Here is a 13,097-nt window from a genome sequence, read left to right as displayed (position 1 = left end):
TACGACCGTTCAAGGCAGACCGGCCGTGGGAGGGACCCCGACATGATCCTGGAAGCACTCGGCTCCGCAGTGCTCGGTCTGACCCTCGCCCTGATCGCGGCGTACCGCCTGTCGCACCGGCTGCCGGCCCGCCCGCTGGTCCTCTCGACGGGCATCGCGGGGGCCCTGTTCGGCGACTTCGTCACCCACACCGCCCTCGGCTCAGCCCCCACCTGGTCCAGCCTCCTGGGCGCCGCGATCATCTCCGCGGCGTCGCTGTCCCTCCTGCTCCGCCCGGCGGGGAGGCTGCGCCGATCAGCGACGGCGTAGCCGGAAGCGCCCCGAAGGGGCGCGGGGAACTGCGCGAGAAACCACACCGCACCTGCAGTCGCGCACATCGCCGCACCCGCCCCCACGGAGCGCACCGGCGCTCAGGCCGCGAGGCCCAGTGCAGCCATCCGCTTCGTGTGCGCCTCGGTGATCCGCGAGAACATCTTCCCGACCTCCGCGAGATCGAACCCGTCGGCCACCCCGCCCACGAGCATCGTCGACAGCGCGTCCCGGTCCGCGACCACCCGCTGGGACTGCGACAGCGCCTCGCCCATCAGCCGCCGCGCCCACAGCGCCAGCCGGCCGCCCACGCGCGGGTCGGCGTCGATGGCGGCCCGCACCTTCTCCACCGCGAACCCGGCGTGCCCGGTGTCGTCGAGAACGGCGAGAACGAGTTCCCGCGTGTCGGAGTCGAGACGCGCCGCGACCTCCCGGTAGAAGTCACTCGCGATCGAGTCGCCCACGTACGCCTTGACCAGGCCCTCCAGCCAGTCCGAGGGCGCGGTCTGCCGGTGGAAGCCGTCCAGGGCCGCGACGAACGGGTCCATCGCGGCGGTCGGCTCCTCGCCGATCTCGGTGAGCCGGTCCCGCAGCCGCTCGAAGTGGTGGAACTCGGCCGAGGCCATCTTCGCCAGCTCCGCCTTGTCCGCAAGGGTCGGAGCCAGCTTCGCGTCCTCCGCGAGCCGCTCGAACGCCGCCAGCTCCCCGTACGCGAGCGCGCCGAGCAGATCCACGACGGCGGCGCGGTACTGCGGGTCGGCGGAGGCCTGCGCCCAGTCCTGGGCAGCGACACCGGTGGGTTCGGCGGAGGCGGCGGACCCGTTCTCAGGCTTGTCAGAGCTAGTCATGAGCCGCACAATAGCCCGCTCGGCCCTCCTCGGAGTCCCTGGTCAACCACTGTGACGACCATGACGTGACCAAATCGGCCATCGCATGTGCGCGAATCCGGGGTATGGTGGTAATGCGCCTGCCAGAGTGCGTTGACGATGTTCGACGTCTCCCGACAGGGCGCACGCATGAGGATGCCCGGTCGGTGGCCCGATCGGCTCCGACCCGACAGCCCTCCCTGGCCGTACGTGAGAGTACGTACGACGACCGGAGGGACACCCTCAGCGGTACGAGCGCTAGAGCGTCGGCAGAGGTCCCGTGTCATACGGCTTGCCTTGAATGGTTCGCCCGTACGGCAGCCGACGTCCCCGGCACGGTCGCACACGACCCCCGCGCTCGCCTCGCACCGCGCACACAGAAGAGGCATGACCCTGACTACGACGTTCCGCGAACTTGGGATCCTCCCCGAGACCGCCGAGGCCCTGGAAGCCGTCGGCATCATCACCCCCTTCCCCATCCAGGAGATGACGCTCCCCGTCGCCCTTTCCGGCACGGACGTCATCGGCCAGGCCAAGACCGGCACCGGCAAGACGCTGGGCTTCGGTCTTCCGCTCCTCGAGCGCGTCACCGTCCCCGCCGACGTCGAGGCCGGACGCGCCGCCCCCGAGGCCCTCACCGACGCCCCGCAGGCCCTCGTCGTCGTCCCCACGCGCGAGCTGTGCACCCAGGTCACGAACGACCTGCTGACCGCGGGCAAGGTCCGTAACGTGCGCGTGGCCGCGATCTACGGCGGCCGGGCCTACGAGCCCCAGGTCGAGGCCCTGAAGAAGGGCGTCGACGTGGTCGTCGGCACCCCGGGCCGGCTCCTCGACCTCGCGGGCCAGAAGAAGCTCAACCTGAAGCACGTCAAGTGCCTGGTCCTCGACGAGGCCGACGAGATGCTCGACCTGGGCTTCCTGCCCGACGTCGAGAAGATCATCGACATGCTGCCGGTCAAGCGCCAGACGATGCTGTTCTCGGCGACCATGCCGGGTGCGGTCATCGGGCTGGCGCGGCGCTACATGTCGCGGCCCACGCACATCCGCGCCACCGCGCCGGACGACGAGGGCGCGACGGTCGCGAACATCAAGCAGTTCGTCTACCGCGCGCACAACATGGACAAGCCGGAGATGGTCGCCCGCATCCTGCAGGCCGAGGGCCGCGGCCTTGCGATGATCTTCTGCCGGACCAAGCGCACGGCCGCCGACATCGCCGAGCAGCTGCAGCGCCGCGGCTTCGCCTCCGGCGCGGTCCACGGCGACCTCGGGCAGGGCGCCCGCGAGCAGGCGCTGCGCGCCTTCCGCAACGGCAAGGTCGACGTCCTCGTCTGCACCGACGTCGCCGCGCGCGGCATCGACGTCGAAGGCGTGACCCACGTCATCAACTACCAGTCCCCCGAGGACGAGAAGACGTACCTGCACCGGGTCGGCCGTACGGGCCGCGCGGGCGCCAAGGGTACGGCGATCACGTTCGTCGACTGGGACGACATCCCGCGCTGGCAGCTGATCAACAAGGCGCTGGAGCTGGACTTCAACGACCCGGTGGAGACGTACTCCTCGTCCCCGCACCTGTTCTCCGACCTCGGCATCCCCGAGGGCACCAAGGGCACCCTGCCGCGCTCGGAGCGGACCCGTGCCGGGCTCGACGCGGAGGAGCTGGAGGACCTGGGCGAGACCGGCGGGCGTGGCGCACGCGGTCGCGGTCGTGGTGGCCGGCCCGAGCGCGGTGGCCGTCCCGAGGCCGGCACCGCCGAGCGCGAGCGTACGAGCCGCACCCCGCGCCGTCGCCGCCGTACCCGCGGTGGAGCACCCGTCGACGCCGCTACGGCCCCCGCGGCGCCGACCGCCGAGGCCGGCACCGCGGACACCGCCGGCGTGGAGGAGTCCCAGGCTCCCCGCACCCTGCGCCGCCGTCGCCGTACGCGCGCCGGTGCCCCGGCGCAGCCGGCAGCGGCCGAGGCCGCCGTCGAGTCGCTCGACACGGCGGAGGGCGCGCCCGCGCCGACCGCGCCCGAGCAGGAGGCCACGGCGAAGCCGCGCCGCCGCCGCACCCGCAGGAACACGGACACCCAGGCCCCGCAGCCGACGGAGTCCGCGGTCGCGGAGGTAGCGGCGTCGACGGAGACCTCGGTCACGGAGGTACCGGCGCGGCCCGAGCCCGTGGTTCCGGCCCCCGCGGTCGAGGACAGCCCCGCGCCGGAGCCGACGGCCGAGACCACCGAGGCCAAGCCCCGCCGCCGCACCCGCAAGACGGCTGCTGCCGCCGAGACGGCCGCGGACACCGCCGAGACCGTCGAGACCGTCGAGGCCAAGCCCCGCCGGACCCGGAAGACCGCCGCAGCCGCGGCCGAGGCCGCGGTGGACACCGCCGAGGCCGTCGAGGCCAAGCCGCGCCGCACGCGGAAGACGGCGGCTGCCGCCGAGGCCGCAGCGGACACGGCAGAGGCCACGGAGGCCAAGCCCCGCCGCGCGCGGAAGACCGCCGCCACGGCGCCGGAAGCCCCCGAGGCCGAGGCCAAGCCGCGCCGCACCCGCAAGACGGCTGCTGCCGCCGAGACGGCCGCGGACACCGCCGAGACCGTCGAGGCCAAGCCCCGCCGGACCCGGAAGACCGCCGCAGCCGCCGAAGCCGCCGTGGAGACGGCAGAGGCCACGGAGGCCAAGCCCCGCCGCCGCACCCGCAAGGCAGCGGAGCCGGTCGCCGAGGCCGCGTCCGTCGTGGCCCAGGTCCCGACGGAGGAGCCCGCCCCGGCGACCAAGCCGCGCCGCACGCGCAAGACGGCAGCCGCGGCCGAGGCCGCGGTGGACACCGCCGAGGCCGTCGAGGCCAAGCCGCGCCGCACGCGGAAGACGGCGGCTGCCGCCGAGGCCGCAGCGGACACGGCGGAAGCCACGGAGGCCAAGCCCCGCCGCACGCGCAAGACCGCCGCAGCCGCACCGGACGCCCCCGAGGCCGAGGCCAAGCCGCGACGGACCCGCAAGGCTGCCGCTGCCGCGCCGGAGACGGCCGAGGCCCCCGAGGCCGAGGTCAAGCCCCGTCGTGCCCGGAAGACCGCCGCCGCCGCTGTCGACACCGCCGAAGGCACGGAGGCCGAGCCGCGCCGCACGCGGAAGACCGCCGCAGCCGCACCGGACGCCCCGGAAGCCGAGGTCAAGCCGCGACGGACCCGCAAGGCTGCCACTGCGGAGATCCCCGCCCAGGCGACCGAGGAGCCCGAGGCCAAGCCGCGCCGACGTACCCGCAAGGCCACGGCGGCCGTCGAGGCCGTCGAAGGCTGATCCGGCACATCGTCACCGACGGCCCGGTCCACTCAGGTGGACCGGGCCGTCCCGTTTTCCCACGGCTCCCCGCGCCCAGCAGTCCCCCGTACTCACCGACTGCCCCGCCCCCAGCGCCCCCTGCCCCTCCCCGATAGCCTCTCCCCATGAGCAAGCCCGCCACCTTTGTCCCGCCGCCCGGTGCTCGGGCGTACTCCCTGCGGACCGCGCGGGGGGAGTTCGCCGTTGTCGACGCTCCGGTGGCCGACGGGGTCGAGCCCCGCGGGGTCGCGCTGTTGCTGCCGGGGTTCACCGGGAGCAAGGAGGACTTCAATCCGCTGCACGTGCCGCTCGCGGCGCGCGGATACCGCACGGTGGCCGTGGACGGGCGCGGGCAGCACGAGTCGGACGGGCCCGAGAGCGATCAGTCCGCCTACGCGCAGCAGGAGTTGGCGCGGGACGTGCTGGCCCAGGCCGGGGCACTCGGGCAGCCGGTGCATCTGCTGGGCCACTCCCTCGGCGGGCAGATCTCCCGTGCCGCCGTCCTGCTCGACCACGCCCCCTTCCGGTCGCTCACCCTCATGGCGTCCGGCCCCGCCCAGATCTCGGAGTCCCAGCAACAGCGCGTGAAGCTGCTGCGGGACGCGCTCACCGTGATGACGATGGCGCAAGTGTGGGAGGCGATCCAGGCGATGGAGACGCCCGAGGAGACCGAGACGCCCGCGCTCGACGACGGCCTGGACGACCGGAACGACCTGCGGCGCCGCTGGCTGGGTACCAAGCCCGCCCAACTCCTCGCCACCGGGCGCCAGTTGTGCACCGAGCCGGACCGGGTCGCGGAACTGGCCGCCGTACCGCTGCCGGTCCACGTCCTGTCCGGCTCGCGGGACGACACCTGGCCCCTGCCGCTGCTGGATGACATGGCGGTACGGCTGGACGCGCGGCGGACGGTGATCGAGGGTGCCGAGCACTCCCCCAACACCGATCAGCCCCTGGCCACGGCACGTGCCCTCGCCGACTTCTGGGACACCGCGGGCGGACGGGGCTAGAACTGCGCCTGCAGATGGCCCCAGAAGCCGTCCCTGAGGGCGCGGCGCAGGTCCGCCTGGCCGCGCAGGGAGTACTGCAGCAGGCTCTCGGCCTCCACCAGCAGGTCCTGGTCGACGGAGCCGGGAAGATAGGGATGGCCGGGGAGCAGCTCGACCAGGGCCTCGCGGCCCCGGGAGGCCAGCCACTTGGCCGCGATCTGCGCGCCGACGAACCGGACGTCCTCGCGGCTGGGGCGGGCGCCGGTGGTGGCCTCGTAGGCGGCGGTGCGGCGGGAGACGTACGGCTTGAAGAACTCCAGGTCGAGGGTGCGCTGGCTGTCGACCTCCCAGAGCAGCGGCTCGGCCTGGTTGCGGCCCTCGGGCGCCTCGATGCCCCACAGGTGGACACGGGCGCCGTACCCTTGCGCGGCCTCGACCGCCGAGACCAGGTCCTCGTCGCCGCCGAGGAGCGCCGCGTCGCTGATGGCGCGGTGCCGGGCGAGGGACTCCAGATCCGTGCGGATCAGTGAGTCGACGCCCTTCTGCTGGTTGTTGGCGTTGAGGTTGCCCAGGCGGACCTTGACGTCGGGCAGTTCGGCGATGGCCTGCTGCTCGGCGGTGTGGATGCGGCGGCGGGCGCCGTCGTACCAGTAGACGCGCAGCAGGCGGCTGTCCGCGAAGACCGAGCGGGCCCGGTCGATGAGGGCCTCGATCAGGCCCTCGGCGTCCAGGTCGAAGGCCCGGCGGTCCTCGGTCCCCGCGACCAGCCGGCCCGCCGCCGCGTAGAGATAGCCCGCGTCGACGAAGATCGCGTGGGTGGAGGGCGTCTTCGCCACCTCGGCGAGCATGCGTGTCAGCAGCTCGTTCGTGCGGTCGATGCGGGCGCCCAGGGCCGCCAGGTCGTCGTTCATCGCCTCCATTGTCCCGGCCGTCACGCTGCGAACACAACCGGTCCCGATCGGTCCCGCGAGTGCCCGCGACCTCGACTTACCGGTCAGTAATTAGCCGTTCGAAAAATTTCTTTAGCGTAGGGAATGTTTGTAACAAGGAACGTGTTGACTCCGTACGACACCGGATACACAACCGGTGCACCAAGTAGTTCTCCGCAGGAGGATGACCAGACGAAGGGAGAAGCCCATGCGCTTCGAAATCATGCGACTCGACGAGGTCGACGGCACCACCGTGGACAGCACCGTCGTGGACGCCGCCTCCGTCAACCGGATCGTTCAGCAGGCCGCCGCCATCGGACAGCGCCTGTGGATCCGCCCGGCCGAGACCAAGGCCTCGTAACGCCCACGCGTTCCGCGCCACTCAAGCTTTCCGGGGGAGCCGAGCCGACGAGGGTCAGCTCCCCCGGATCACCTGAGTGATCCCGTTGATGATCTGCTGCACGGCGATCGCGGAGAGCATCATGCCCGCCAGCCGTGTCACCAGCACGACACCGCCGTCCTTGATGACGCGGATGATCAGCAGCGAGTAACGCATCACCAGCCACAGCACGACATGGATCGCGAGGATCGCGGACCACACCGAGATCTGCGTGGCCACACTGCCGGCCTTCTGCACGGCCAGGATCACGGACACGATCGCACCGGGTCCCGCCAGCAGCGGCATGCCCAGCGGTACGAGCGCCACGTTCACGTCCTTGGTCTGCTTCGGCTCGTCGGTCTTGCCGGTGAGCAGGTCCAGCGCGATCAGCAGGAGCAGCAGGCCGCCCGCGATCATCAGCGCGGGGACGGAGACGTGCAGGTAGTCGAGGATCTGATGGCCCAGGACGCCGAACGTGGCGATGACCCCGCCCGCCACGCACACGGCCTGGAAGGCCATGCGCTTCTGCACCTTGGCCGGACGGCCGGCGGTGAGGGCGAGGAAGATCGGGGTGATCCCCGGGGGATCCATGATGACGAAAAGGGTCAGGAACAGGGAGCCGAAGACGGCGATGTCGAACATGGGGGAAGTACTGGCCTTGCTGGAAAGGGTGAACTGAGGGCGTGTGAGGGCCGCTGACGGCCTCAGGCCCCGCCGGTGCCCGGCACCGGGAACGCCCCGGTCGCCCGTCGCGTGATCTCCCCGTACACCTCGGGGTCGGTCGTGTAGGCGCCCAGCGACACGGTCTTGCGGCTGCCGTGATAGTCCGAGGAGCCCGTGACCAGCAGATCCAGCTCCTTCGCCAGCCCCCGCAGCCGGTCGCGCGCCTCGGCGTCGTGATCCATGTGGTCGACCTCGATGCCGTCCAGACCGGCCGCGGCCATCTCGGCGATCGCCGCCTCCGGGACCGTGCGACCCCGCTTGGCGGCGGCCGGGTGCGCGAACACACAGACCCCGCCCGCGCCCTTGACCAGCCGGATCGCCTCGAAGGGGTCGGTCTCGTGCTTCTCCACGAAGGCCCGGCCGCCGTCGGCCAGCCACTCCTCGGTGAACGCGTCGCTCACCGTCGGCACGACACCCAGCTCGACCAGCGCCGTCGCAATGTGCGGGCGCCCCACGGAGCCGCCGGCGGCGATCCGCTCGACCTGCTCCCAGGTGACCGGCACGCCCAGCGCGTCCAGCTTGGCGATCATGCCCTTGGCCCGCGGTACCCGGTCGTCCCGCACCAGCTCACGCTCGGCGAGCAGAGCGGGCTCCTCGGGATCGAAGAGATAGGCCAGCAGGTGCATGGAGATGCCGTCGATACGACAGGACAGCTCGGCGCCGGTGACCAGCGTGAGCCCCTCGGGCAGCGCGGCGACCGCCTCGGCGTACCCACGGGTGGTGTCGTGATCCGTCAGCGCGACGACGTCCAGCCCGGCGGCGGCGGCATTCCGCACCAGCTCGGCCGGCGTGTCCGTACCGTCGGAGGCCGTGGAGTGACAGTGCAGATCGATGCGCACGCAAACTCCAGGCGATGACGGTACGGAAGGGGACACCTAAGGATAGCCGGGTTTTCCACGCCCCCTGTCACACCCGCAACCACTCGGCGCCCCCTACTGCACCCCCTGGGGGCGCGGTGAAATGCGCGACAAGCCACAACGCACCCGCACCCGCCGACGAGAAAGCTCCCGGCACCCCGGTGGGCGCTACGGCCGAAGCAAGCGCGGCGACAACGCTCCGCAGGGCACCAGATCCAGCTCCGCCCCCGCGTCCCGCAGATCCGTCAGCACCAGCTCGTCGTACATGAGCAGCGCGGACTGCTCGGGCCACATCACCGCCCACAGCCACATCCCGAGGGCCTCGCCGGCGAAGACCGCGCGGTCGTCCGGGGTGCGGTAGACGTGCCAGAGCGGGGTCGGGCGGCCGGCGGCCAGGACCTTGGCCTGGGGCGGCTTCTCGATGTTCATGTACGACCCCGGGTCCGGGCCGTCGATGCCCGCGTACCGCGCGCCGAGACCGACACCGAGTTCCTCGGCGACCAGGATCAGCTCCCCGGGGCCGCCGAGCGGACCGGGTCCGGAGCAGGCCACGGCGGTCGCGCGGCCGCCGCTGCGGTCGTCGCCGGCGTAGGCCACGCCCGTGAAGAGCCAGCCGACCGGCAGCGGCCAGGGCATCCACAGCGGGACGTGCGTGCGGTGCACGACGGCACCGAGGGCTTCGACGCTGGGCGGGATCACGGGCTGCAGCGGATACACCGTGCCGTGCACATCACACTGCCACGCATCGGCGAAGAGACCGGGAGCCCTGACCCGGCCACCACACCGCGGGCAACTGGGTTCGCCCCTCATAGGGCTCCACGGTCCTACCCCTGCCCGCCCACGTCAAGGACGATCACCCGTCCGGAGGGAACACGGTGGCGGCGGCCACGGCGGTGGTCGTCGTACGGCACCGAGCGCCCGCCCGGAAGGCGCAGGGACCGGCGCCGAGGCACGCCGTCGAGGACGGGGCCGGCGTCCTTGCCAACTGACCGCACCCCGGCGTCACTTGGTGAGGTTGCTCACGCCGACGCCTACTCCAGCGGGACGGACCTGCGGGCGGGGTCGCGCAGGTCCGTCCCGTTCGCGAGCCACCGCTCCTGGAGGGCCTGGGCGCCGTGCACCCGCTTCCAGGCGGCCTCGTTCGGGGTCATCGGCAGCAGCGGCAGGAACCGTACGGGCTCCATCGGGTCGTCCAGCTCCAGGTCCTCCACCAGGCCGCCGGGCTCGCCCACCAGGACCGAGGTGAAGGGGGCGCCGGGCCACAGCGGGTCACCCACGTCCAGGGAGCCGCCCGGGGCCACGATCAGCCCCTCCACCTGCGGTGACGCGGCCAGCACGGCGAGCGGACGGAGCACCTTGTCGGTGTCGGCGACACCTGCGCGGACGGAGAGGACCAGCTCGGCGCGAGGGCCCTTGACCGGGTCGGCGAGCGTCGCGGTGGGATCGGTCATGGGGTGCGCGGACATACCGAGGGTGGCGTACCGCACAACGTCCCCCTCCTGGAACCGGAGCACCTCGATGCGGTCCGTGCCGAGGAAGGTGACGGCGGCGCGCGCGTCCGGTTCGCCCAGCGCGGTGGTCAACCGTGCCTCGACCAGAGGAAGAACATCAACCATGCGGTGAGCATAGAACTCGTCAGTAGCGGGCAAAGCGGCGCCTTGACACATCGGGCGGCTGCTACGCTGAGCCGGTGGTTCGGGACAGCACGTAGAAGCGTCGCTATCGAGTCCCGACGCCGATGAGACTCCCTTACGAGGGACCGGCCGGAGGAGGTGGGGCTGTCATGGATCGAAGTCGACCGTGCAGTACCACTCGCTCTTCCGCCCGTTGATCGCCCGTTGATGTAGTCACTGGCTGTTTTCTGGCTGGCTGCTGCCGCCTTCCCGTGCGCGTTGCCCTTCGGAAGAGCACCTCGTTTCGCTTTGCCCTGATCACCCGATCTGCCTGATCGAATCAGTTCTGCATCAGTAGCGAAGTCGCCACCGCGACGGTGCGGTGCTCCCCGCTTTGTGGACGTGCCAAACATCCGCAGTGAAAACGTCCTCATTCCGGGTAGTTCCACCCGTCGCCGGCGGTCTTTCGTTGCCTGTCGCGAAGGAGCCTGCCCATGTCGATGATCCGCGACCTGCGCGCCGTGGTCCGTCCGTCCCGTGTCTCGCTGCGCAAGCCCGCGGGCGTGTCCAGCCCGTCGTACGACACCACCCGCGACCCCGCCACGCCCTCGGCCGTCGTGGACTGCGCCGTCTACCGCGACGGTGCCCGTGTCGCGAGCGCCAAGCCGCTCACCCCGCACGAGGCGATGCGGCTGGTGCGGCGCGACGGCGGGTTCGTGTGGATCGGGCTGCACGAGCCGACCGAGGCCGAATTCGCCGGTATCGCGAGCGAGTTCGGGCTGCACCCGCTGGCCGTCGAGGACGCGGTGCAGGCGCACCAGCGGCCCAAGCTGGAGCGGTACGACGACTCGCTCTTCACCGTCTTCAAGACCATCCACTACGTCGAGCACGACCGGCTCACCGCCAACAGCGAGGTCGTCGAGACGGGTGAGGTCATGTGCTTCACCGGCCGGGACTTCTTCATCACCGTGCGGCACGGCGGTCAGGGCTCGCTCAGGGCGCTGCGCCACCGCCTGCAGGACGACCCGGAGCTGCTCGCCAAGGGCCCCTCGGCGGTGCTGCACGCGATCGCCGACCATGTCGTGGACGGCTACATCGCGGTCGCCGACGCGGTGCAGGACGACATCGACGAGGTGGAGACCGAGGTGTTCTCGCCGGGCCGCAAGGGCGGGGTGTCCCGGGGTGTGGACTCGGCGCGGATCTACCAACTCAAGCGTGAGGTACTGGAGTTCAAGCGGGCGGTGGCGCCCCTGCTGCGGCCGATGCAGCTGCTGAGCGAGCGGCCGATGCGGCTGATCGACCCGGACATCCAGAAGTACTTCCGGGACGTCGCCGACCACCTCGCCCGGGTCCAGGAGCAGGTACTGGGCTTCGACGAACTCCTCAACTCCATCCTCCAGGCCAACCTGGCGCAGGCGTCCGTGGCGCAGAACGAGGACATGCGCAAGATCACCGCCTGGGCGGCGATCATCGCCGTACCGACGATGGTGTGCGGGGTCTACGGCATGAACTTCACGTACATGCCCGAGCTGCACTGGAAGTACGGCTACCCGGTGATCATGGGCATCACGGTCGTCATCTGTCTCGGCATCCACCGCACACTCAAGCGCAACGGCTGGCTGTGAGCGGGCGCTGGATAGGCTGGGCGCATGACAAGCGAGCTGCTCGACCGGGCCCTCATCGAGGAGGCCGCCAAGAAGTCCGGCCTCATCTGGGTCAGGGGCGCCGGTGCCCCGGCCGCGCGTGCCCTGTGGCACGTCTGGCACGAGGGCGCGGTGTGCCTGGTCGGTGACGGACCCGGTGAGCAGCCGCTGGAGGGGCTGGCCGACGGGGGTTCCGCCGAGGTGACCGTGCGCAGCAAGGACAAGGGCGGCCGGCTGGTGACGTTCCCGGCGACCGTGTCCGAGCTGCCGCCCGGCTCCGCCGAGTGGGAGGCGGCGGTCGCCGAGCTGAAGGGCAAGCGTCTGAACGCCCCCGACGGCGAGGAGATGCCGGCCCGCTGGTCCCGCGAGTGCCGGGTGCTGCGCCTGGCTCCGGCGGGGGCGGTGGCGCCGTTGCCCGACGGCAGCCTGGCCGAGCCTCCGGTTGCGACTGCGGCGACCACGCGGATGCCCGTCCCTGCGGGGCTGCCGAAGTTGCTGGCGAAGCGGCGGAAGGGAAAGTGACGCGAGGGGCTGGGCGCGGTTCGGCACCGCCGCTCGGCACCGTCGTGGTTGATCACCGTTGCGGCGGACATGAGCCGCCGGCGCTGCGGAGAGTCGCCGGTGCTCAGGACGTCGGCAGCTGCCTGCCGTAGTCCACCGTCTCACCCTTCGCGGGCTCGGCCACGGCGAAGTCCTTGCCCCAGTCGGAGAAGGTGAGCGTGCCCGCGCCGCCGGCCCGGACCAGGCGGAGGGGATACGGCTGTCCCTGGAGGGAGACGTCCAGCGTGCCGCCGGAGCCCTTGTCGCCGGTGATGCGGATGGTGCGGGTACCCGCATCATCGTGGTGGCCGTCCGTCGCCAGTGTGCCGTGCAGTGTCAGCAGCCCGTCGAGGAGGACGTCCTTGTCCGTGAAACCGCTGAACTTCCGGTACGCGGGGTCGCCCTGCGGCACCTTCACGTACTTGCCGTTCAGCTTCCCCGCCGCGCCGTCCCCGTCGCCCTTGCCGTCGGCCTGGTTCCAGAAGCCCGCGTCGGCCTTCAGATACAGCTGCTTCCCGACCCTGAGCAGCTTGAAGGTCGCTCCCTTCGAGGTCACCGACCCGGTGCCGCCGTCGGCCTTCAGCTGCATGTCCAGCTCGTACGTCCGCCCGCTGGTGACAACGGTCCCGGACAGCCGTACCGCCGGCGCCCCCTGGGCGGCAGCCCGTGTCTTCGCCTGGATCCGGTCGGCGGGCAGCTTGCCCACACCGTTCGTCCCCGCGTCCGGATCGCCGCCACCGCACCCGGTCAGCACCGCCGTCCCCGTCACAGCGAAGGCGCACAACGCGGTCACCCGCGCGGCCCGGCGGGCGCGGCCCAGGGGAATCGCAGTCACAGGTGGGGTCGCCTTTCTGACGGTTCCAGAGCGGAGTACCGCAGCGTACCGGTGCCCGGGCCGCCCGGCGGAGCCAGTCCGTCCGGACTCCCCACCAGGGCGTATCCGAGCAGTACG

General features: G+C 71.8%; 13 protein-coding genes. 6 read left to right on the top strand and 7 right to left on the bottom strand.

The features are described from left to right. Positions 1-42 precede the first annotated feature (42 nt). Positions 43-309, top strand: a complete 267-nt coding sequence (locus ACIGXP_RS05610) for a hypothetical protein (RefSeq protein ID WP_399764322.1) — start codon at positions 43-45, stop codon at positions 307-309. Between the two features lie 101 nt (positions 310-410). Here ACIGXP_RS05610 and ACIGXP_RS05605 read toward each other — a convergent pair whose 3' ends face one another. Then, a complete protein-coding gene (locus ACIGXP_RS05605; RefSeq protein ID WP_399764319.1) occupies positions 411-1,157 on the bottom strand; it encodes a ferritin-like fold-containing protein in 747 nt (248 codons plus the stop codon). Positions 1,158-1,661: 504 nt separating this feature from the next. On the opposite strand from ACIGXP_RS05605, the gene ACIGXP_RS05600 reads away from it, so the two are divergent. Both ACIGXP_RS05600 and ACIGXP_RS05595 read left to right on the top strand, forming a co-directional pair. Then, positions 1,662-4,454, top strand: a complete 2,793-nt coding sequence (locus ACIGXP_RS05600; RefSeq protein WP_399764860.1) for a DEAD/DEAH box helicase — start codon at positions 1,662-1,664, stop codon at positions 4,452-4,454. Between the two features lie 146 nt (positions 4,455-4,600). After that, positions 4,601-5,482 (top strand): alpha/beta fold hydrolase, encoded by an 882-nt coding sequence (locus ACIGXP_RS05595; protein ID WP_399764316.1) that lies wholly within the window; start codon positions 4,601-4,603, stop codon positions 5,480-5,482. Here the strand turns inward: ACIGXP_RS05595 and ACIGXP_RS05590 are convergent. After that, positions 5,479-6,381 carry an NYN domain-containing protein gene (locus tag ACIGXP_RS05590; RefSeq protein ID WP_363216049.1) on the bottom strand — a complete coding sequence of 301 codons (903 nt, stop codon included), beginning with the start codon at positions 6,379-6,381 and terminating at the stop codon, positions 5,479-5,481. The genes ACIGXP_RS05595 and ACIGXP_RS05590 overlap by 4 nt on opposite strands. A 217-nt stretch (positions 6,382-6,598) precedes the next feature. On the opposite strand from ACIGXP_RS05590, the gene ACIGXP_RS05585 reads away from it, so the two are divergent. Beyond that, complete coding sequence (locus ACIGXP_RS05585) at positions 6,599-6,751, top strand: hypothetical protein (protein WP_019058373.1); 153 nt, start codon at positions 6,599-6,601, stop codon at positions 6,749-6,751. A gap of 54 nt (positions 6,752-6,805) precedes the next feature. On the opposite strand, the gene ACIGXP_RS05580 is transcribed toward ACIGXP_RS05585, so the two are convergent. The 4 genes from ACIGXP_RS05580 to ACIGXP_RS05565 form a co-directional block, all read right to left on the bottom strand. Beyond that, a complete protein-coding gene (locus ACIGXP_RS05580; protein ID WP_363216038.1) occupies positions 6,806-7,411 on the bottom strand; it encodes a MarC family protein in 606 nt (201 codons plus the stop codon). 62 nt (positions 7,412-7,473) lie between these two features. Further along, the gene (locus ACIGXP_RS05575) at positions 7,474-8,331 is read right to left on the bottom strand and encodes a PHP domain-containing protein (protein WP_399764311.1); all 858 of its coding nucleotides are present in this window, start codon (positions 8,329-8,331) and stop codon (positions 7,474-7,476) included. A 186-nt stretch (positions 8,332-8,517) separates the two neighbouring features. Continuing rightward, a complete protein-coding gene (locus ACIGXP_RS05570) occupies positions 8,518-9,159 on the bottom strand; it encodes a DUF6758 family protein (protein WP_363216036.1) in 642 nt (213 codons plus the stop codon). 221 nt (positions 9,160-9,380) lie between these two features. Then, positions 9,381-9,965, bottom strand: coding sequence for a suppressor of fused domain protein (locus ACIGXP_RS05565; RefSeq protein ID WP_363216035.1), 585 nt, complete (start codon positions 9,963-9,965; stop codon positions 9,381-9,383). Between the two features lie 491 nt (positions 9,966-10,456). On the opposite strand from ACIGXP_RS05565, the gene ACIGXP_RS05560 reads away from it, so the two are divergent. Next, the gene (locus tag ACIGXP_RS05560) at positions 10,457-11,587 is read left to right on the top strand and encodes a magnesium and cobalt transport protein CorA (protein ID WP_399764307.1); all 1,131 of its coding nucleotides are present in this window, start codon (positions 10,457-10,459) and stop codon (positions 11,585-11,587) included. Positions 11,588-11,611: 24 nt separating this feature from the next. Then, positions 11,612-12,127 (top strand): hypothetical protein, encoded by a 516-nt coding sequence (locus tag ACIGXP_RS05555; protein ID WP_363216033.1) that lies wholly within the window; start codon positions 11,612-11,614, stop codon positions 12,125-12,127. A 103-nt stretch (positions 12,128-12,230) separates the two neighbouring features. Here the strand turns inward: ACIGXP_RS05555 and ACIGXP_RS05550 are convergent, their stop codons facing one another. Next, on the bottom strand, positions 12,231-12,980 hold the full coding sequence (locus tag ACIGXP_RS05550) for a hypothetical protein (RefSeq protein WP_363216032.1): 750 nt from the start codon (positions 12,978-12,980) through the stop codon (positions 12,231-12,233). Positions 12,981-13,097 lie beyond the last annotated feature (117 nt).

The organism is Streptomyces sp. NPDC053069 (genome assembly GCF_044546895.1).
Classification (GTDB): Bacteria; Actinomycetota; Actinomycetes; order Streptomycetales; family Streptomycetaceae; genus Streptomyces.
Note: the sequence above shows the minus strand (reverse complement) of the source record. Positions and strands in the feature narration are given on the sequence as shown.